Genomic DNA, 21,346 nt, shown 5'->3' with positions numbered 1-21,346 from the left:
AGATCCCTATTCATATTTATAAACTATTTGTAAATTTTATCTAAATGTTAGCTAGGAGCTGATAATTATTCATTATGTCTATTTAAACTGGCTTGCTTGTTGACTTTGCTAGTAACACCTCATACATTAACAGCATGAAAATTATCTTATCTTGCACTTTTTTTTCTTTTTTTAGCTTCTTTATATAAAAGAGGCTGAACTGTTTGTGAGATAAAATCAATCGAATAGCAAAGCCTCCCACTTGGGAGGCTTTTTTGTTTTAGTTGCACTAAGCAACTTATTTTTGGAATGAGGAAACCAAAATGACCAACGATGTTTTAAACGCGCTCAGACACGATATTAACGAAATAGACTCCGATCTATTGGTGTTATTAGCTAAGCGCCGCCGTATTAGCCATGGTGTTGTTGAGTATAAAATTGCGAATAACAAACCGATTCGTGATGAAGCGCGCGAACTAGCCTTACTCGAAAAGCTGATTGGTTATGGCAAGTCGCTTGGTCTAGATGCGTATTATGTAAATAACGTTTTTCAAACCATTTTGGAAGACTCTGTGCTGCATCAGCAAGCCATGCTGCAAAAAAACTTAAACCCCGATGCATTAAGTGAAACACATCGCGTTACATACTTAGGCGGGCAAGGCTCGTACAGTCAGCTAGCGTGTCATAAATACTTTAGCCGCCGCCCTGGTAAGTTAGTCGAAATTGGCTGTACCTCGTTTGATGAAATTACGGGTAAAGTAGAAAATGGCCAAGCAGATTTTGGTTTGCTGCCTATAGAAAACACCAGCTCGGGCAGTATTAACGAAGTATTTGATTTATTACAACATGCTCAAGTATCAATTGTAGGTGAAGTTACACACAGTGTAGAGCACTGCTTACTTGCCACCCCAGATACTGAATTAAGCCAATTAACTAAAATTTATGCCCATCCTCAGCCATTTGCTCAATGTAGTCGCTTTTTACAAGGCCTCGGTGATTTACAACATGAAACCTGTGATTCAACCTCAAGTGCTCTACAATCAGCTTTAAATACGCCAAATAGTGCGGCCATTGGCTCAGCGCAGGCAGGTAAAAACGTTGGTCTTGAAGTGATTAAATCAAACCTTGCGAATCAAAGTGAAAACCACAGCCGCTTTATCGTGGTGGCGCGCAAACCTCTGCAGGTATCTAAACAAATACCGACTAAAACCAGCCTTATTATGGCCACTAAGCAACAAGCAGGTTCATTGGCTGATGCGCTAATGGTGTTTAAGCAACATCAAATAAACTTAGTTAAACTAGAGTCTCGTCCTGTACCGGGTAACCCGTGGGAAGAAGTGTTTTATGTGGACTTAGAAGCAAACCTTGCCGATAGCCAAGTACAACATTCCTTAGAGGAGCTAAAAGAGCATACTCAATATGTGCGCGTTTTAGGCTGTTATCAAAGTGAGTCTTTACAAGCTGTGAGTGTAAATACCTAACCTAACACGCAAATACTAAAAAGGGCCTAAGTAGGCCCTTTTTTAATCGCTCATTTAAAATGCTTTCAACGTATAGCTTAAGTAACTACACATTTTTAACCCTTTTAATCTAATACCTTGGCGTCATTTGCTTTATTTAGCAGGCTACGGCTTTGCGTTAAAAAGTGCGCGGTAGAGTCTGAAAAATACGCTTTAGCATCAGCAAATGCATCGATGAGTGCGCCTTTATCTCCCGCTTTTAGCTTTTCAAGAGTTTGTGCAAAGGTCTCTTGGTATTGCGCTAATAAACTCTCAACATTATCAAACTGGGCCAACATTATATCTGAGTATAGCTCAGGAGATTGTGCAAATAAGCGCCCTACCATCATCAACTCTAACTGATAAATAGGAGACGAGCAGCTTCTTAGTTCCTCAAGCGTATGGCTTTGCTTTGCTAAAAACTGCCCATAAACAAAGGTCGTTAAGTGGCGCATTACTTGTATAATTTGCATTGCTTCATCATGCTTTTTAGCATCTAGCTCAACAAGTTGGCAACCCCATACTTGCAACTGCTGTAGTAAGCCTTTCGCAGCATCATGCGCTCGGCCTTCACACACAACAACAGTTTGTTTAACCCAGTGAGAAATATCAGGGCCAAACATAGGGTGCAAGCCAACAACGGGCCCAGAGTGCGCCGCCTTTAATGCCTTAATGGGTGATTGCTTAACTGAGGTAATATCAACAAGCAAACAGTCATCATCAAGTTTAGGTAGCTTAGCAACAACGGCCTCAAGTGCATTGATAGGCACACTGATCATCACTAATTTTGCGCCAGCTAAAATGGCTTTAGCATCGTTTTGCTGATCTTTATCTAAAATCTTAACTTCATAACCTGAACGAATAAACTGCTGAGCAAATAACTGGCCCATTGCCCCTTGCCCACCTACAATTACAATAGGTGATAAATCAGGAGCTGCACAGGCAAGTTTAGCTTGTTGGTTTTGATAGGCTTCGCGCATCATGCGCCTTAATATGTCTTCAACAAGTTCAGGGCTGACTCCTTGTTTAATCGCTTCATCACGTCGAGCCGCTAGCAAAGCAGCTTCTCTTTCAGGGGCATGCAGGGGGGCGCCATTTTGCTGCTTAATAGCTCCAATTTTTTGGGTTATTGCATTTCGCTTTGCAAGTAAAGCAACTAATTGCGCATCGCATTCATCTATGCCATCTCGTAATTGTGATAAATCACTTAATTCAGCCACGTTTCTCATTCCACCTATAAACAACTCATTTCGTAAATATATATTTACATTTAAGTAAACTAATCAATACGTTAAATACTAACAGGATCAAGTATGGGTTAAAAGGCTAATGTAACAACGAGAGTGAAGATTACTTAATACAGAGGGATGCTTTTGTGAAGAGGTAGTATGTTATTTAATGCTTAAAAACCAAAACGGGTTGCAACCGTGAGGCTGCAACCCGTTTTCTTTGCGTTGATAAACAGCGCGTATTAGTTAAGTTTTTCTCTAATACGTGCAGATTTACCAGAACGCTCACGTAGGTAGTAAAGCTTAGCACGACGAACCGCACCGCGACGCTTAACTGTTACGCTATCAATAAGAGGGCTGTGCGTTTGGAATACACGCTCAACACCTTCACCGCTCGAAATTTTACGAACTGTGAATGCTGAGTGAAGACCACGATTACGCTTAGCGATTACAACACCTTCAAAGGCCTGTAGACGCTCTTTGTTACCTTCTTTTACACGTACCTGTACAACTACTGTATCACCAGCGCCGAATGCTGGTACGTCTGTTTTAAGCTGCTCTTCTTCAAGCGCTTTAATAATATTTTGGTTTACTTTTGCCATTATGTTTCTCACTTTCCTAGGTGTAACTGTCTTCTAGCCACAAGCTTTTTGGTACTCTTGCTGAAATTGTGCGAGTAATACCGCTTGCTCCTCAGTCAGAGCTAGGTTATGCAACAAGTCAGGACGTCGTAGCCAAGTTCTGCCTAATGACTGCTTAAGCCGCCATTTTGCAATCTCTTGGTGGTTTCCACTGAGTAGTACAGCAGGCACCTGTTTGTCGTCCAATGTTTCTGGCCGTGTATAGTGAGGACAATCTAGCAAGCCATCCGAAAATGAGTCTTGCTCTGCTGACTGGTTATGACCTAACACGCCTGGCACTAATCGCGCTACTGCATCAATTAATGTCATGGCAGGTAATTCGCCACCACTCAAAATAAAATCACCAATTGACCATTCTTCGTCAACGTATGACTCTATTATTCTCTCGTCTATACCTTCATAGCGACCGGCAATCAAAATCAGCTTTTCAGAGTTTGCGAGTTCGCTAGCCCCTTGCTGATCTAATTTGCGCCCTTGCGGGGACATATAAATTACTTTTGCGCCATCACCTGCCGCTTTTTTAGCGTCAAGAATGGCTTGTTTTAATGGTTCAACCATCATTAACATACCTGGGCCGCCCCCGTAAGGACGGTCATCTACGGTTCTGTGCTTATCTAAAGCATAGTCACGTGGATTCCAGCAGTTAAAGTCAATTAAGCCATTTTTCACTGCGCGACCAGTGACACCTTGGTGTGTAATAGCATCAAACATGTCTGGAAAAAGGCTTATCACCCCTACCCATAATGAACTAGTTTGAGTCATTAAAACCCAGGATCCCAGTCTACGGTAATTTCTCTCGCTTCGTATTTAACTTCTTTAATTACTGAATCAGTTAAAAAAGGAATCAAACGCTCAGCTTGACCAAATGCATCTTTACTGTTTGCCTTAACAACCAGTACGTCATTCGATCCTGTCTCCATCAGGTCATCAACAGTGCCTAAATTGTAACCTTTATCAGTTACAACCGACATGCCAATGAGATCTCGCCAATAAAACTCGCCTTGCGGCAGTTCTGGTAATTGCGCTGAATCAACAGATATTTCTGCATGGGTATAAGCCATTGCTTCGTCTCTGTCGTTTACTTGCGCAATTTTAGCGATAAAGCCTTTGTTGTGGCGACGCCAGTCGACCACTTCTAAGGTCTGCCATTTACCTTGTTGCCCTATCAACCACGGGCTGAAATCGAAGATCCCTTGGGGATCATCAGTAAATGAATGTACCTTAAGCCAGCCCTTTATACCATATGGGGCACCGAGCTTTCCTACGACAATAATTGATGAGGTGTTCTCTTGACTCATGGTTACACTTACGCCTATTAAGCCGCTTTACGAGCGTCTTTAACTAACTTAGCTACACGATCAGAAAGACCTGCGCCCTGACCTACCCAGTGATCAACACGAGGTAAATCTAAACGAAGTTTTTCTTCTTGACCTGAAGCAATTGGGTTAAAGAAACCAATTTTCTCGATGAAGCGACCGTCACGCGAGAAACGGCTATCCGCAACCACAATTTGATAGAAAGGGCGTTTTTTAGCGCCACCACGTTGCAAACGAATAGTTACCATACCGTCCTCTAAATAGATTGACTGTTTTCATTAATAAGATTTACTCCCCAGTATGGGGAGCTGGGGAATTGTACGAGTTTTTAGCAACAATGCAAGTAAGAAGTGAAGCAAAAAGCCACTTTAGTAGGTTAAACTGTGATCTGAGCCACAATTAATAGATTATCATGCACCACGCGCATAATTTATTCAACAAAAAAGGGCCAATTAGCCCTTTTGTTATACATTATATAGCGGCTATTTAAGCGCTATATTAAAATTTAGGGCCACCGCCACCCATCATTCCAGGTGGTAACATGCCTTTCATGCCGCGCATCATTTTTTGCATGCCGCCTTTACCTTTCATTTTTTTCATCATTTTTTGCATTTGCGTAAACTGTTTTAACAGTTTATTTATCTCTTGTACCTGTGTACCAGAGCCTGCGGCTATACGCTTTTTACGAGAGCCTTTAATAATCTCAGGGCGCGCACGCTCTTGTTTGGTCATAGAGCTGATGATTGCTTCCATTTGAATGAAGGTTTTGTCGCCCATTTGGCCTTTTACAGCATCGGGTAAGTTTTGCATACCAGGCAGCTTATCTAGCATCGACATCATGCCACCCATATTTTTCATTTGCTTTAATTGCTCTGCAAAATCATCAAGGGTAAAGCCGTTGCCTTTAAATACTTTTTCGGCGACCTTAGCTGCTTTTTCCTTATCGACTTTCATTTCGACTTCTTCGATTAATGAAAGTACATCCCCCATGCCTAAAATACGCGATGCGATACGATCTGGATGGAACGGCTCTAGTGCATCCGTACGTTCACCCACACCCATAAATTTAATTGGCTTGCCGGTAATATGACGAATAGATAAAGCAGCACCACCGCGTGCATCACCATCTGTTTTAGTTAAAATAACACCGGTTAGAGGTAGCGCTTCATCAAATGCTTTAGCGGTATTCGCCGCATCTTGACCCGTCATTGCATCAACCACAAATAATGTTTCGATTGGGTTGATTGCTTTATGAAGGTCTTTAATTTCGCCCATCATTTCGTTATCTACGTGCAAACGGCCGGCGGTATCGACTAAAACAACGTCTATAAATTTCTTTTTAGCATGAGAAATAGCAGCGGTGGCGATATCTACTGGTTTTTGCGAAATATCACTTGGGAAAAAATCCACGTCAACTTCGCTGGCAAGTGTTTCAAGCTGTTTAATAGCCGCCGGACGGTATACATCGGCACTAACAACTAGCACTGACTTTTTCTTACGCTCTTTTAAAAACTTAGCAAGCTTACCAACACTGGTTGTTTTACCCGCACCTTGTAAACCAGCCATCATAACAACGGCTGGCGGCTGTGCATTTAGGCTAAGCTCTTCGTTGGCTTCACCCATCGCTTTTTCAAGCTCTTCGCGCACTATTTTTATAAATACTTGGCCAGGGCTTAAGCTTTTAGTTACTTCAACACCTACGGCACGTTCTTTAACTTGCTTTACAAACTCGCGAACAACAGGCAACGCAACGTCAGCTTCTAAAAACGCCATACGTACTTCACGTAACGTATCTTTAATGTTGTCTTCTGTTAAACGGCCGCGGCCACTAATATTTTTTAAGGTTTTACCTAATCGTTCTTGGAGGTTCTCAAACATGTAACGGTTCCGATAAGACGTTTATATTGACCCAATAAGCTCACGCTTATTTGCATTTTACTTATTAGATGGGAGCAATAGTATTAAATTTCAATTAAAAACAGTATACCGTAAATGATGGCGCACAATACAGTATTGAAGCACAGCTTATTGAGTTTCTTTTTTTAGGTCTATGCAATTGCTTTGCTATAAAATACAATGTGCTTATAACAACAAGAATTATTTGACTCTAATTATAAGTGGCCCAAGCACAATGCTGATTATTAGTTTAACTATTATTGCCAGTTTGTTTTATGTGTTAGCAACGTCTCACGTGTTAACACGCCTGTTTCATCAACAAGGTCCTAGCCAAAAGGTAACGGTTATTTTAAGTACCGTGGCTATACTAGCGCACATGCTGCTGTTGGTTAATTCGGTGTTTCGCTCCGACGGGCAAGATTTAAGCATTGTTAATGTTGCACTGCTGACCTGCTGGGTTATTGTGGTGTCGGTGACTGCGGTGTCGTTAAAGTTCCCTGCTACATTGCTGTTACCGGTTGTCTATGGCTTTGCAGCCCTACTCACCATTGCAAGTTTGTTTATACCGCACCATATTTTATTACAAAGCTTTAATATTGAAATAGGCCTTATCACACATATATCGCTATCACTGTTAGCATATTGCGTGTTAATTATTGCCACTTTATACGGCGTGCAGTTTTACTTTATTGATAAACGTTTAAAACGTAAAGATTTAGCAATTGTGCATAGTCATTTGCCACCATTAATGGTGGTAGAACGTCAGCTCTATCAACTATTAAACTTAGGTACGGTGTTACTTACCTTTGCCTTATTAACAGGGTTTGTGTTTTTAGATGGGATGTTTGCAAAAGAATTTATCCATAAAACCATTTTATCGCTTGTCGCATGGGTTATTTTTGTCACTGTGGCGCTTGGGCATATGAAAAAAGGCTGGCGTGGAAAACCTGTGGTTATTACCATCATGGTCGCTGCATTTATCCTCACACTTGCTTATTTTGGCAGCCGTTTTATACAAGAAGTGGTGTTAAATAAGTTTTAACTTGACTCTGTCAGCTCACTCTAGCTTAATACGCATTGGTTTATAAAAAAAGGATCCATCGTTGGACGACATATCGACAAGTACCTTGTTTATCATTTTAGGTTTATTGGTGCTTTTTTCTGCTTATTTCTCGGGTTCAGAAACCGGGATCATGTCAATTAATCGTATACGCTTGCGCCACCTTGCAAAAGAGGAACATCGCGCAGCTAAACGAGTCAGTAAATTACTTAGCCGTCCTGATAGACTCATAGGCCTAATATTAATTGGTAACAACCTTGTAAATATCGCTGCCGCCCAGGTAGCTACTATTATTGGTATTCGTTTATACGGTGATTTAGGTATTGGTATTGCAACCGGTGTGTTAACGCTAGTGGTACTAATATTTGCAGAAGTAACCCCAAAAACGCTTGCTGCGTTGTACCCTGAAAAAGTAGCCTTTCCAAGCTCTATTATTCTAAAAGGGTTACTCAAAATACTATTCCCATTTGTGGTTGTTGTTAACTGGATGACCAACGGTATTTTACGTCTATTTGGTATCAGCTCAGCACAAATAGATGAGCACAGCATGAGTAAAGAAGAGCTTAAAACAGTGGTGAATGAGTCAGGCGCATTACTGCCAGCTCGTCACCAAAGCATGCTGACCTCTATTTTAGACTTAGAGCAAGTGACCGTTGAAGATATTATGATCCCTCGTAACGAAATAGTGGCGATTGATATTAACGACGATTGGAAGCTCATTAGCCGCCAATTAACTCATGCTCAGCACACCCGTGTATTACTTTATCGCGACAATATTGATGACGCGGTAGGTTTTATCCATTCGCGTGACGCTCTTCGTCTTTTAACCAAAGAGCAATTTGATAAACCGTCATTATTGCGTGCTGTACGTGAGATTTACTTTATTCCTGAGGGGACGTCCCTAAATACCCAGCTATTAAAGTTCCAGCAATCAAAAGAGCGTATTGGTATAGTGGTTGATGAATATGGCGACATACAAGGTCTCGTAACCCTTGAGGATATTCTTGAAGAAGTGGTTGGCGATTTTACTACCACGCAAACACGTACGCCAAGTGAAGAAGTGACCACACAAAGCGATGGCTCTTACCTTGTTGATGGCGGCGCTAACGTGCGCGACTTAAACAAAGAGATGGGCTGGGAGTTTCCTCTTGATGGCCCTAAAACACTCAGCGGTTTAATTGTGGAATACCTAGAAGATATTCCAGATGCTAATTTAAGCCTTAAAATAGCCGGCTACCCTGTTGAGGTGTTAGAGGTAAAAGAGAATATGATCAAACAGGTAAAAATTAAGCCAAATCAACGTAAGTTGTAAGTGTAAATAATGCATTAAAAAAAGGAGCCATGGCTCCTTTTTTTGCTTTTAAGGTATGTAGTTAGCCAAAAAGCAGTCGCTCAAACCAGCCTTTATCAAGCTCCTCTTCACAACGTTTAAGCTGCGCACCATAACGACTTGCGCGGTGTTTTACTTTATTAGCCACACTCATTAGCCACTTTTTCTTTTTATAGGTACCGCGTTTATAACCGCCCCACCCTTCGTGATAATTTAAGTATTGGGCATAAGCATCCCATTTAGAGATACCATTTACTTTATGTGTTTTATAAACAAACCATGCCATAAAGTCGATTGCATCGTCAAAATCATCTCTATCAGCCCCACTGTTACCCGTTTCACGAATATAGTCAGACCAAGTTGGAGTTTTTGCTTGTGAGTACCCGTAAGCATCACTGGCACGCCCAGTTGGAATTATCCATAAAAAATACTCCATGGGTGGTGCGGCATCATGACGAAACGAGCTTTCTTGGTACATCATGCTCATAAGAACATGTTTAGGTGAGCCCCATTTTTCTTGTGCATCTTTTGCATCAAAGTACCAGTCTGACTTTTCTTCAAAAATTTTACAAAGATCATTAGGTTGCTTTGGCGGCGCAGTGGCACACCCAGCTAAAGAGAGGGCAAAAGATAAAATAATTGCATTTTTTTTCATTTTTATAAGATCTCACTGAACTTTTTAAAAAAGCGTGGGTCTGAGTATATGAATGCAGCAGTATAGCATTGTTTCATCCCTGAAGAATATTTACGCAGCCACCTTGGGCTGCGTTTTTTTTGCTTAAAAAAACTTAAGCGGGTGCTTTGGCATTAAAATATTCATCTAAAAAATCAGTAAAGCTTAGCGTGTCGGCGCGCTCTATTTCTTCTCGCGCTTTATCCGAGAGAACAACTTGTTGCTCTAGCCATTCTTTAGAAAACACATTGTAGTTGGCTTGCGCATGGCTTTGCTTATATTTATTAGCCAATTGAATAGCAAATAAACCGTTATCTATACCCGCACTTTCTAGCTCGCGCACATAACGCCCTGAAAAAGTCAGCGCTGGGTTATCAACCCAAGTAGCCATTTGTGCGATGGTTTCGCTGTAATAGGTCACTCCATACGCCTTATCCATATGCTCAGCGACTTCACTTAGTTGGTCAAAAATTTCTCTCCCCCAACTTTGTAACGTACGCTGTTGGTTGTTGTCGTTAAGCATAACACCTAACTGACGCCCCTGATTAACCACTGTGTCTAAATTCTCAGTGCTGCGGGCTTGCTCTTTCCACTGCATTTCTGGAGAGTCTTTTAACAAACAATACGTTAAAAACACATCTAAAAAATGGATTTGCTCTATATCAATGCCCGTTTCACTAAACGGGTTTACATCCAGCGCTCTAATTTCAACATATTCAATGCCTGCTCTTAATAATGCATCCGTTGGTTTTTCACCACTTTTAGCATTACGTTTAGGACGGATCGGCGAATAAAATTCGTTTTCGATTTGCAGAATATTTTTATTAAGCTGCTTAGGTGTTGCTGTGGTGTAGTCATCAATATCGCCGTATAAGTCAGAAGGCGTGTTGATTGCTTTTTTAAGCCCCGCAACGTACTCATCAAGCGAGTTATACATTACGCGTAATGAAGATTGCGCACTGTTGGTGTAACCTAAATCACCCAAGCGTAGCGCGGTTCCTACTTCTAAATAAAGTGTACCTTTACCTAGTTTTTTAAACGGTAGGTCAGTTTTGCGCCCTTGTAAAAAAGAATTACATAATGCAGGTGATGCACCAAACAAATAACTAATTAACCAAAGCTCGCGTTTAAAATTACGAATAAGCGCTAAATAACCATCCGATATAAATGCTTCTAGGCTTTGCTCACTTTGCTTTAAGGTGTGTAAAGATTGCCAAAGTGTTTCTGGAAAAGAAATATTAAAATGAACACCCGCAATCGCTTGCATCATACTACCGTAACGGTTTTTTAATCCTTCACGGTATAGGGTTTTCATACGCGCAGTATTTGAGCTACCAAATTGAGCCAGTACGATGTCATCTTGATCTTCAATAAAGCATGGCATACTGATAGGCCATAAAAGCTCATCACCCATGTGCTCAAGTGTAAACTTTTGTAGGTCTTTTAATTGCGCTAAGGTTTCTGTCGCTGATTCACTAACAGGGGTAATAAATTCAAGTAATGACTCTGAAAAGTCGGTAGTAATATGTCCGTTTGTTAATGCACTACCTACGCCTTTAGGATGTCCTAAAATGGAAATGGCGCCATTACCTTTAATACGCAACGACTCTCGCTCAATACCACGTTTGATCCCTTTAATTGCGTGCTGATGCGGTGTTGCTGATAACGCGTTTAGCGCGCTAGATAAATCATGTATAGTCAAAAAATGCTTCCTCGGCCACGTGGCTTAATCTTAGGGTTATGGGGGCTAATTGCCCATACTCAAGATTAAATTGTTAAGAACAATATAATTTTTCAAAATTTTTAGCTATTTACCCTGTTGAGCATGCGCTTGATACAACAAGCATCAACCAGCAAGCTAATCTTGCCACTGCTCACGCTAATATACAATCGCTTTGCTAGGGCGTATTGGCCTTTGTGAATTGAAATTTGTCCAAACTAAGGGCGATTCAATCGCAGCGCAATATTTGTAACCTAATTGGCACGATAACTGCCCTGCGTTATTCTTATGACTTACATCCATGTAAGAATAAGTAAAAACCGAACAAAGCTTTCGCGTCCTGCTCATACCCCTTGCCTAAAAACCAAACACACTGCTGTAAACTCAGCCACCAAAAACCCTCACGCCCCAAACATAAAGACCCTGAATTAATAGATTACTCTTCATAAGCTTTAACATTTTAAACGCAGTATTTGATATAGATCATAAAAAGTCGCAATTTTGATGACAATTTTATTTAGCGCAGCGCCTTTACTTCACCTCCTTTAGTTTACCCAATACAATGACAAGTTAATTAAAAAGGATTGTTAAAACTAACATGCGTCATAATCAAAGCTTAATAAATGAAGAGGTTCACTTTAGTGATGCTCAGCAATTGGTATCCACAACCGATTTACGAGGAGTCATTACGTATGCAAATAAGGCATTTTGCGATGTAGCAGGGTTTAGTGCCCAAGAGCTCGTTGGTAAAAATCATAATATTGTGCGCCACCCAGATATGCCCAAAGCAGCATTTAAAGAAATGTGGAGTACGCTAAAAAGCGGCCACTCATGGCGCGCCATAGTAAAAAATAGATGTAAAGATGGGCGCTATTACTGGGTTGATGCATTTGTAACCCCTATTTTTGAAGCTGATCAGTTAGTTGGCTATCAATCTGTACGTACAAAACCAGATAAAAAACATGTTTTAACAGCCCATAAACTATACGAAAAATTAAATAGCGGTAAAGCCGCTTTTAATTTTAAAGAACGCACACACTTGCGCCAAATGCTTACGTTAGCCGTTGTATTTAGCTGGCTAATAATGAGTGGGTTTGCCTTTTCAACCATGGCAGCGGTTATCAACGTATTAATTTGCGTGCTTATTTTGGCCTTAAATTATCAAGAGCTTGTGGCAACCCCTGCTAAATTAAACACCTATAAACAGCATTCTGACTCTATCTCGCGCTATGTTTTTTGCGATAACTCACCGCTAAGTGTGAGTGACTATAAAGAGCAAATGTTACTTGCTAAGCTCAGAACTGTATTGGGGCGCGTAAAAGATGCCACCTATGCCTTTAATAACATTGCTGAAAACCTAGATGATAAATCGACGCTCACCGAAAAAGGCATTGAGGCACAAAGCACACAGCTTACACAAATCGCCACTGCTATGGCGCAAATGAGCGCCACTATTGGTGAGATTTCGAATAGTACAACAACTACCGCCGACAAAGTTAATTCTACTCAGCACAGCTGCGCGGATATAAAACAACATATTGCTGATAACAAAAAAATGGTATCTGAGCTGGCAACTCACGTAGATCATGCTGCCAATACGGCTAATAACCTCGCGCAGGAAGCAGATAAAATAGGCCAAGTAATGAATGAGATAGAAGGTATTGCTGAGCAAACCAATTTACTAGCGCTTAATGCAGCAATAGAAGCCGCAAGAGCAGCCGAGCATGGCCGTGGTTTTGCCGTAGTTGCTGATGAAGTGCGTGCTCTTTCTTCTCGTACGCAAAGTGCTACGGGGCAAATTCACAGCTCGATTAAAGATATACAGGATACATTGGTTAATTGGTCAAAGGTAATGCAAAGTACAAAACTACAAGCTGAGGGCTGCGTACAAACAACCGATCAAACACACCAAGAGCTCGATAGTATATTCAATCAAATTAGTGAAATAGCATTACTTACAAACAGTATATCGACGGCTGCAGAGGAGCAGCAGATGGTGAGCCATGATATTGCTAATAATGTAGATAATATAAAAGAGGTGAGTAACGAAAACTTAGCTTTAAGTTTTGACGTTGCTAAAGATGCCGCAGAATTAGTTGCCGGCTCTCAAAAAGTAAACAACCTACTTTATACATTTAAAGTATAAAGCAAGGCAATAAGCCGCCTGCTTGGCGGCTTATTGTGCGTCTGTATTAGCGTTTTGAAAAAATCAGGCCCTGCTCATTTGCATCTATCACGACAATATCGCCAGGATTGTACTCTCCCCCTAATAGCTGCTGAGCCAGTGGGTTTTCAATTGTTTGCTGAATAGCTCGTTTTAATGGCCGAGCACCGTAAACAGGATCGAACCCGCTAGAGGCAATTTTTTCAAGCGCCGCATCACTGATCTCTAATAGGTAGCCCATTTCTGTTAAACGCTCACGCAATTTAACAAGCTGAATATCGGCAATTTCTTTAATATGCTCATTGGCAAGTGGATGAAATACGACGGTTTCATCAATACGGTTTATAAATTCTGGCCTAAATTCGTTAACGAGCACATTCATAACTTTGCTCTTAAGCGTTGCGTAGTCGTTTGTACCCGCTTGCTCTTGAATAATATCTGAGCCTAAATTTGAGGTCATAATAATAACCGTATTTTTAAAATCAACCGTGCGCCCTTGTCCATCAGTAAGGCGGCCATCATCGAGTACCTGCAATAAAATATTAAATACATCGGGATGCGCTTTTTCTATTTCATCAAGCAAAATTACAGAATAAGGCTTACGACGAACGGCTTCGGTTAAATAACCGCCTTCTTCGTAACCAACATAACCGGGAGGCGCGCCCACTAAACGTGCTACAGCGTGTTTTTCCATAAACTCTGACATGTCGATACGCACCATGGCATCTTCTGTATCAAACATAAAACCTGCAAGCGCTTTAGTAAGCTCTGTTTTACCCACCCCAGTGGGTCCTAAAAATAAAAATGACCCTATTGGTCGATTAGGATCGGCAAGCCCCGCACGAGAGCGGCGTATCGCATTCGCGACCGCAACAACTGCTTCGTCCTGCCCTATCACTTTACTGTGAAGTTGCTCTTCCATTTTTAACAGTTTTTCTCGCTCACCTTGCAGCATTCGCGATACTGGGATCCCGGTCCAACGAGAGAGTATTTCTGCAATTTCGTCTTCGCCTACTTGGTTTTTTAGTAAGCTCATTTCTTGCATTTCAGCTTGCGAGGCTAAATCAAGTTTTCGCTCAAGCTCTGGAATTCTTCCGTATTGCAGCTCCGACATACGCTGTAAATCGCTTGCTCGGCGGGCAACCTCTAGATCAAGGCGCGCTTGTTCAAGCTCAGCTTTAATTACTTGCGTGCCTTGTAACGAAGCTTTTTCTGCATTCCATACTTCATCAAGCTCTCGATATTGCGCTTCTAAGTCGGTAATGAGCTGCTGCATTTCGCTGCGCCGCTTTTGGCTTGCATCGTCTTTTTCTTTAGCTAAAGCGTTATCTTCAAGTTTTAATTGAATAATACGGCGCTCAAGCTTATCTAAAGACTCAGGCTTAGAATCTATTTGTAAACGAATTGAAGAGCCAGCCTCGTCAATTAAATCAATGGCTTTATCTGGTAATTGTCGGTCACTAATATAACGGTGCGATAAATGCGCAGCAGCGACAATTGCCGGGTCGGTAATATCCACCGAGTGATGTAACTCGTAGCGCTCTTTTAAGCCGCGTAAAATGGCAATGGTGTCTTCAACTGAGGGCTCTTCAACCAATACTTTTTGAAAACGACGCTCAAGTGCGGCATCTTTTTCTATGTATTGGCGGTATTCATCTAGCGTAGTGGCGCCCACACAGTGTAGCTCCCCTCTAGCAAGCGCTGGCTTTAACATATTGCCAGCATCCATAGCGCCGTCGGTTTTACCTGCGCCCACCATAGTGTGAATTTCATCAATAAATAAAATCACTTGGCCTTCTTCTTTAGCGAGCTCGTTGAGCACTGATTTTAAACGCTCTTCAAATTCACCGCGGTATTTAGCACCCGCCACCAGCGCGCCTAAATCTAGCGATAAAACACGCTTACTTTTTAGGCCCTCTGGCACTTCGCCATTTATAATGCGCTGTGCTAACCCCTCAGCAATGGCCGTTTTACCTACCCCTGGCTCACCAATAAGCACGGGGTTATTTTTAGTACGGCGCTGCAAAACTTGAATCGTGCGACGGATTTCGTCATCTCGCCCAATAACGGGGTCGAGCTTACCTTGCTCTGCGCGCTCGGTTAAATCAATGGTGTATTTTTCAAGTGCTTGTCGGGTTTCTTCGGCGTTAGGGTCATCGACCTTTTGACCACCGCGAATTGCTTTTATGGCACTTTCTATTTTAGTTGCAGTGATATTAAGCGCTCTAAAAATATCACCTAAAGGGCCTTTGTCGTCACAGGCAGCTAATACAAATAATTCGCTCGAAATATACTTATCTTTACGCTTTTGCGCGTACTTATCACATAAGTTAATAAGCGAAGCCATATTATTAGAAAGCTGTACGTCGCCCCCGACTCCTTCGACTTTAAACAGCTTTTCTATTTCTTGAGAAAGCTTGGTGTTAAGCTCATCCGCACTCACGCCGGCTTGTGCAAGCAAGGCGCGCACGCTAGAGCCATTTTGCTGTAAAAGCGCATACATTAAATGTACGGGTTCAATAAATTGATGATCGCGCCCTAATGCTAGCGACTGAGCATCTGAAAGCGCAGATTGAAATTTACTTGTGAATCTATCTAAACGCATGAGGGTTTACCTATTTAATAAACTAATTGCTTAATAAATGGGTATGTTAATAGAATTGTTCAAGGTGTTAAGAAGAATATTGTGGGGAAATAGTGTTTTATTTGCGCCAGATCAAACTTGCCATACGCCCTGTTTTACCTTCTCGCCGATAAGAGAAAAACAATGATGGCTGAGAAACAGTACAATAATCGCCTCCGCTAATATTAATAACACCTAATTGCTCAAGCTCAATGCGAGCGATTAGGTAAATATCGCACAAGTATTTATTATTGCTTTGTAATTTAAACGCCTCTTTAAACAACGGAGATTTTGCAATAAATTGCGTAGCAACCTCGGCGCCAACTTCAAATTGCTCAGCACCAATAGCAGGCCCAAGCCACGCATATATTTGCTTACTAGGCGAGCTAAAACAGGCAAGGGTATTTTTTATGATCCCTTTTTCAAGGCCGCGCCAACCACCATGCACTGCTGCAACTTCATGGCCATCATGACTTGCAAACAGAATAGGCAGGCAATCTGCACTCATAATAGCAAGAGGCTGATTTTTAACTTTAGTATACAACGCATCAGCACTGTGTAATGTTTGAAAATTAAAATCTGCATCAACACAGAGCACATCGGCGCTATGCACTTGATTAAGCCACAGTGGCGGGTTTGGCAGGGATTGCTCAACCAAAGCACGGTTTTTTAGCACGTGCTCTGGATCATCATCAACATGTAGGCCTAAATTTAAGCTATTAAAAGGTGGCTTTGACACGCCGCCTTCTCGGGTGGTACTGAGCGTACCTACCAAGGTTAAATTAGGCCAAGGGGCTGACAAAAAAGCCATTAATACTCTATGTTAGGGTTAGCTTTGGTATCTTCTCTAAGCACCTGAGTCATTGCCACCATGTCATCTGGAATAGGCGCTTGCCAGGTCATCATCTCGCCCGTAATAGGGTGCGCAATACTCAATTTTACTGCGTGTAAGGCTTGGCGATTAAATGTACGTAACATTTCAAACAGCTCCGGCGTAGCACCTTTAGGTGGACGAGGACGCCCGCCGTAGGCTCTATCACCAATTAACGGGTGGTTTATATACGCCATATGAACACGAATTTGGTGTGTACGGCCGGTTTCTAGGCGAAGGCGTAAACGTGTATGAGCACGGAATTTTTCAGCAACACGGTAATGTGTAATAGCAGGCTTACCCATTTCGTGAACTGCCATGTGTGTACGCTGCGTTGGATGACGGCCAATCGGCTTTTCAACCATGCCACCTGCGGTCATAGTACCATTACATAAAGCTTCGTATTCACGCGTAAAGTTTTCGCGTTTTTGCAGTGCTTTAACTAAATGTGTTTGCGCCTGAATAGTTTTAGCCACCACCATTAAGCCTGTGGTGTCTTTATCTAGACGGTGCACAATACCTGCACGCGGTACGTTAATAATATCCGGAAAATGATGCAGCAATGCATTTAGCACTGTGCCATCTGGGTTACCTGCACCTGGGTGAACGACTAGGCCCATAGGTTTGTTGATAACCAAAATATCATCATCTTCATAAACAATGTTTAATTTGATATCTTGTGCTTCGTATTCGCGTGGTGCTTCAATGCTGGTTTCAACATTTACAACTTCACCACCGAGTAGTTTTTCTCGTGGTGTGTTATAGATTTCACCGTCAACGGTGATTTTATCATCCAATATCCATGTTTTTATACGTGAACGTGAATAATCAGGGAACAATTGCGCTAATACTTGGTCTAGACGTTTACCACCTAACTCGGTAGGAACCTCGGCTTGAAGTGAAATTTGTTCTGACATTAGTAACTTTACCCAATTTACCAGTGCAAGCTGTGCCTGACTGGGTTAGAATCGCTTTTAATAAAAGCATAATATAATACGCATAGTTTACTCGGTTTTACCGCCGTGGCCTAGCCGAAGACATCGAAGGTAACAAATAAAATGATAAATAAAATAGGGAAACGTGCATTCGCCATTGTTTTTTCAGCTTCTGTACTTACTTTAGGGGCCTGTTCTTCTGCGCCTGACCAAGAAGATATCCAACGCGTTCCTAACAAATCTGCACACGCTTTGTATGAAGATGCAAAACAAACGCTCGACTCAGGTTTATACGCCCGTGCAATTGAGCTGTTAACCGCTATTGATTCACGCTACCCATTTGGCCCTTTCTCAAAGCAAGTACAAATGGATTTAGTGTATGCCCATTACCAATCAGGTAATACAGAGCAAGCATTAGCGACCATTGACCGCTTTATTCGTTTAAACCCAAACCACAAAGATTTAGATTACATGTACTACATGCGTGGCTTGGTTAACATTAAAGCAGATAAAAATGCCTTCCAAGAGTATTTTGGCATAGACAGAGCTGACCGCGATGCAAACCGTACACGTGTTGCATTTACCGATTTATCAACGCTTGTAAAACGCTTTCCAAAGAGTGATTACGCACCAGAGGCTAAACGTCGCTTAGTGTGGCTTTTAAACCGCATGGCGCGTTACGAGCTAAAAGTGGCTAATTACTACTACGAACGTGAAGCTTACCTAGCGGCCGCTAATCGTGGTAAGTACGTTGTTGAGCATTACTCGCAAAGCAGCTATTTAGAGCCTGCGCTTGAGATGATGGAAAAAAGCTACGAAAAGCTTGGCCTGACAGATTTAAGTGAGCACGCAAGACTAACGCGTGAATACAATGAATCTAACAAATAAGAATGGCAGAGGTTTTTATTTAAACCTATGTTGATTGTTTAAAAGCCCTCTCTGAGGGCTTTTTTATTGCCTAAAAATAAGACTAGTTGATGCCTGTGGCGCTTTTTAATACTTAGCGATTAGCCTTCGCACCACACTAAATATATCAATAGCAATTGCACTACACGATTGTATAGCGCTTGTTACAAAAAGATTCGCTGTTGATCTAAGTTTTGCTTTTTACAGGTGAAAAAAAAAGGTAAGCCTAAGCTTACCTTTTAATTAACTCATTGCGGGTTATTAAAGCTCAAAGTCTTTTTTGAATTTTAAACCAAACTCGCTACGGTCATTACTGCGCATTACACCAACAAAACCTGACTGCTGTAAACGACCTACATCGTAAACCTCGTTTAATACGTTTTCACCGTATAAGGTTACTTCCATATCCCCATAAGGGTTAGTGTAAGAAATATTAAAACCAACTAATTCACGCGAATCAATAGTTTCGCTTTCATTGTAAACCGACTGGCCTTGCATTTCGCTTCTGTAAGAGTAGTTAGCGTTAAATGCAACGGTTGCACCGCTGTCTAAATCCATAAAGTAAGAAGGGGCAATCATTACAGTCCAACGTGGTGTTAATGCCGGTGAATCACCTTTACCAATACCTTGTACGCCTGCATCTACTTCTGTAATCTCAGAATCTAAGTAACCTACAGAGCTGCGAATTGTGAAATCATCTGTAATGGCAACGGTAGTTTCAAGCTCAATACCTTGCGCTTTAGATTCACCTGCATTTTCAACAATCGTTACAAAACCACCGCCTGCAGTAGGGTCAGAAAATGGTAAAGCAAGGTCAGTGTAATCTGTTACAAATACAGCCAACATCATAGATACATTTTCATGTACTTGGCCTTTTAAGCCCATTTCGTAGTTAATTGCTTTAGTTTCATCAAACGATACAAACTGATCGGGGCCACCAAATGGACGTGGAGGGAAACCACCGGTTTGGTAACCTTTTTGGATTTGACCATATACATTCATGTTATTGCTGATTTGATATGATGCGTTTACATCCCATGTTACAGCGTCAAACTCTGCACTTACGTATTTACGTTCAGCAAATGTTGGGAAAATCGCATCAGCATCTTTCTCATCTTTTGAGTAACGAAGGCCACCACCAATACTTAAATCATCTGTTAAATCGTAACTTGTATTAAAATATACAGCGTATGAGTTTGTTTCTTGGTTAATTTCAAAATCGCCATAGCCACCAAATGAAGGTGTAACACCATCGTTTAATAAGCCATTAGGTGTATTGAATGGGCTAAAGACAAATGGACCTGAACGTGTAAAGCCATCTTCATTAAAGAAGTAAAGGCCTGATACAAAGTCCATATTGTCGTAAGTCGCATTTAGTTGAATTTCAAACGAGTATTGGTCTGCACCACCCTCTTCTGGGAACTCAGATAAATTAAGAGGTGAGGCATCATCATCAAGTCCACCTTCGTATTCAGAAGTACGGTAACTTGAAATAAATTTAGCCGTGTACGTATCATCAATTGCCCAATCAGCAGTAAATGACGTACCCCACCCTGAGTAAGACGTAGATTCAATACCAGCAACGGTAGTGCCTAAATCATCAGGGTCAGATGGGATCATATCCTGTGTTAATAAAGGAAAGTCACCATTAAATACATCATTTGCATCAAGCGGCTCAGTTAACTCAATAGTGTAAGGCGATTGACCCGACTCGTTATCAACACCGTCAAGTGAAAAAGTAAACGCTAAATCGCTATTGGCATGCCATTTAAGGGCTACGCGACCGCTAAACTCTTCTTCTTCACCAATTTCTTTTTCTGGATTAGCTAAATTGACAGCTTCACCCACACCATCGCGCGTTTTGTATGATGCACTTGCAGACATACTTACTTCATCTGTTAGCGAGTTATTAAAGTATACATCGCCAGCAATACGTCCGCGGCTACCAATTTTAGCTGTAGTTGAAACAATCCCTTCATCACCTGGTTGCTTAGTAATTACATTTACTGCGCCACCTAAGGTATTACGACCATATAATGTACCTTGTGGTCCACGTAGAACTTCAACACGCTCTACATTTGGTAAGGATAAGTTTGACCCCATTTGACGGCCTAAGTAAACACCATCTAAATAAACACCTACACCCGGATCGGTTGTAATTATGTGATCTTGTAGACCAATACCACGAATAAACACAGAGGCATGCGCCGCATTACCTACACCGTAGCGAGTGATATTTAAGTTTGGAACGTATTTACCAATATCTTCTAGGTTACTCATATTGGCTTTATCAATTAGGTTAGCACCAATTGATGTGATAGCGGTTGGAGATTCAAACAAGCTCTCTGTACGTTTACGAGCTGTAACTTCGATTTTTTCAAACGCGTCTTGTTTTGCTGTTGTTTTAGCTTCTTCAGCATTTACTGAGGTAGTTAATGCAGCGACAATTGCGAGGCTTAACTGTGAGAGTTTGCGTAGTTTCAAAATATTCTCCAAAGGATACC

17 protein-coding genes are annotated in these 21,346 nt (G+C 41.5%); 5 read left to right on the top strand and 12 right to left on the bottom strand.

The window, feature by feature from the left end; all coding sequences use genetic code 11:
• The first annotated feature begins 302 nt into the window (after nucleotides 1-302).
• Nucleotides 303-1,460: a chorismate mutase gene (locus tag PSH54_RS06260; protein ID WP_273605725.1), complete on the top strand. Its 1,158-nt coding sequence runs from the start codon at nucleotides 303-305 to the stop codon at nucleotides 1,458-1,460.
• A gap of 104 nt (nucleotides 1,461-1,564) precedes the next feature.
• Here PSH54_RS06260 and tyrA read toward each other — a convergent pair whose 3' ends face one another.
• From tyrA to ffh, 6 genes are all read right to left on the bottom strand, one after another.
• Entirely contained in the window at nucleotides 1,565-2,698 is a 1,134-nt protein-coding gene (tyrA, locus tag PSH54_RS06255) for a bifunctional chorismate mutase/prephenate dehydrogenase (protein WP_029773468.1), read from the bottom strand.
• A 251-nt stretch (nucleotides 2,699-2,949) separates the two neighbouring features.
• Complete coding sequence (rplS, locus tag PSH54_RS06250; RefSeq protein ID WP_004587324.1) at nucleotides 2,950-3,309, bottom strand: 50S ribosomal protein L19; 360 nt, start codon at nucleotides 3,307-3,309, stop codon at nucleotides 2,950-2,952.
• Between the two features lie 33 nt (nucleotides 3,310-3,342).
• Complete coding sequence (gene trmD, locus PSH54_RS06245) at nucleotides 3,343-4,110, bottom strand: tRNA (guanosine(37)-N1)-methyltransferase TrmD (protein WP_004587325.1); 768 nt, start codon at nucleotides 4,108-4,110, stop codon at nucleotides 3,343-3,345.
• Nucleotides 4,110-4,646 carry a ribosome maturation factor RimM gene (gene rimM, locus PSH54_RS06240; RefSeq protein WP_004587326.1) on the bottom strand — a complete coding sequence of 179 codons (537 nt, stop codon included), beginning with the start codon at nucleotides 4,644-4,646 and terminating at the stop codon, nucleotides 4,110-4,112. Before rimM ends, trmD begins: the two co-directional genes overlap by 1 nt.
• Nucleotides 4,647-4,663: 17 nt before the next feature.
• Nucleotides 4,664-4,912, bottom strand: a complete 249-nt coding sequence (gene rpsP, locus PSH54_RS06235; protein ID WP_004587327.1) for a 30S ribosomal protein S16 — start codon at nucleotides 4,910-4,912, stop codon at nucleotides 4,664-4,666.
• A 250-nt stretch (nucleotides 4,913-5,162) separates the two neighbouring features.
• Complete coding sequence (ffh, locus tag PSH54_RS06230; RefSeq protein WP_024031859.1) at nucleotides 5,163-6,542, bottom strand: signal recognition particle protein; 1,380 nt, start codon at nucleotides 6,540-6,542, stop codon at nucleotides 5,163-5,165.
• Nucleotides 6,543-6,795: 253 nt separating this feature from the next.
• On the opposite strand from ffh, the gene PSH54_RS06225 reads away from it, so the two are divergent.
• Nucleotides 6,796-7,602 carry a cytochrome C assembly family protein gene (locus tag PSH54_RS06225; RefSeq protein ID WP_024031858.1) on the top strand — a complete coding sequence of 269 codons (807 nt, stop codon included), beginning with the start codon at nucleotides 6,796-6,798 and terminating at the stop codon, nucleotides 7,600-7,602.
• Nucleotides 7,603-7,663: 61 nt separating this feature from the next.
• Nucleotides 7,664-8,932 (top strand): HlyC/CorC family transporter, encoded by a 1,269-nt coding sequence (locus PSH54_RS06220; RefSeq protein WP_004587330.1) that lies wholly within the window; start codon nucleotides 7,664-7,666, stop codon nucleotides 8,930-8,932.
• 61 nt (nucleotides 8,933-8,993) lie between these two features.
• Here PSH54_RS06220 and PSH54_RS06215 read toward each other — a convergent pair whose 3' ends face one another.
• Both PSH54_RS06215 and gshA read right to left on the bottom strand, forming a co-directional pair.
• Nucleotides 8,994-9,605: a transglycosylase SLT domain-containing protein gene (locus PSH54_RS06215; RefSeq protein WP_024031857.1), complete on the bottom strand. Its 612-nt coding sequence runs from the start codon at nucleotides 9,603-9,605 to the stop codon at nucleotides 8,994-8,996.
• Between the two features lie 133 nt (nucleotides 9,606-9,738).
• A complete protein-coding gene (gene gshA / locus PSH54_RS06210) occupies nucleotides 9,739-11,325 on the bottom strand; it encodes a glutamate--cysteine ligase (RefSeq protein ID WP_273605724.1) in 1,587 nt (528 codons plus the stop codon).
• Nucleotides 11,326-11,941: 616 nt separating this feature from the next.
• Between gshA and PSH54_RS06205 the strand changes: the two genes are divergently transcribed.
• Entirely contained in the window at nucleotides 11,942-13,489 is a 1,548-nt protein-coding gene (locus PSH54_RS06205) for a methyl-accepting chemotaxis protein (RefSeq protein WP_273605723.1), read from the top strand.
• A 46-nt stretch (nucleotides 13,490-13,535) separates the two neighbouring features.
• Here the strand turns inward: PSH54_RS06205 and clpB are convergent, their stop codons facing one another.
• The 3 genes from clpB to rluD all read right to left on the bottom strand — a co-directional run bounded on the left by clpB (nucleotide 13,536) and on the right by rluD (nucleotide 17,918).
• Nucleotides 13,536-16,112: an ATP-dependent chaperone ClpB gene (gene clpB, locus PSH54_RS06200; protein ID WP_004587334.1), complete on the bottom strand. Its 2,577-nt coding sequence runs from the start codon at nucleotides 16,110-16,112 to the stop codon at nucleotides 13,536-13,538.
• 97 nt (nucleotides 16,113-16,209) lie between these two features.
• Nucleotides 16,210-16,941: a peptidoglycan editing factor PgeF gene (pgeF, locus tag PSH54_RS06195; RefSeq protein ID WP_273605722.1), complete on the bottom strand. Its 732-nt coding sequence runs from the start codon at nucleotides 16,939-16,941 to the stop codon at nucleotides 16,210-16,212.
• Nucleotides 16,941-17,918, bottom strand: coding sequence for a 23S rRNA pseudouridine(1911/1915/1917) synthase RluD (gene rluD, locus PSH54_RS06190; protein ID WP_004587336.1), 978 nt, complete (start codon nucleotides 17,916-17,918; stop codon nucleotides 16,941-16,943). The genes pgeF and rluD overlap by 1 nt, the downstream gene beginning before the upstream one ends.
• A 141-nt stretch (nucleotides 17,919-18,059) precedes the next feature.
• Between rluD and PSH54_RS06185 the strand changes: the two genes are divergently transcribed.
• Nucleotides 18,060-18,824: an outer membrane protein assembly factor BamD gene (locus PSH54_RS06185; RefSeq protein WP_024031852.1), complete on the top strand. Its 765-nt coding sequence runs from the start codon at nucleotides 18,060-18,062 to the stop codon at nucleotides 18,822-18,824.
• Between the two features lie 279 nt (nucleotides 18,825-19,103).
• Here the strand turns inward: PSH54_RS06185 and PSH54_RS06180 are convergent, their stop codons facing one another.
• Complete coding sequence (locus PSH54_RS06180; protein WP_273605721.1) at nucleotides 19,104-21,326, bottom strand: TonB-dependent receptor; 2,223 nt, start codon at nucleotides 21,324-21,326, stop codon at nucleotides 19,104-19,106.
• Nucleotides 21,327-21,346: the final 20 nt, after the last annotated feature.

Origin of the sequence: Pseudoalteromonas sp. Angola-30 (assembly GCF_028599215.1) — a bacterium.
GTDB classification, from domain to species: Bacteria; Pseudomonadota; Gammaproteobacteria; order Enterobacterales; family Alteromonadaceae; genus Pseudoalteromonas; species Pseudoalteromonas atlantica.
Note: the sequence above shows the minus strand (reverse complement) of the source record. Positions and strands in the feature narration are given on the sequence as shown.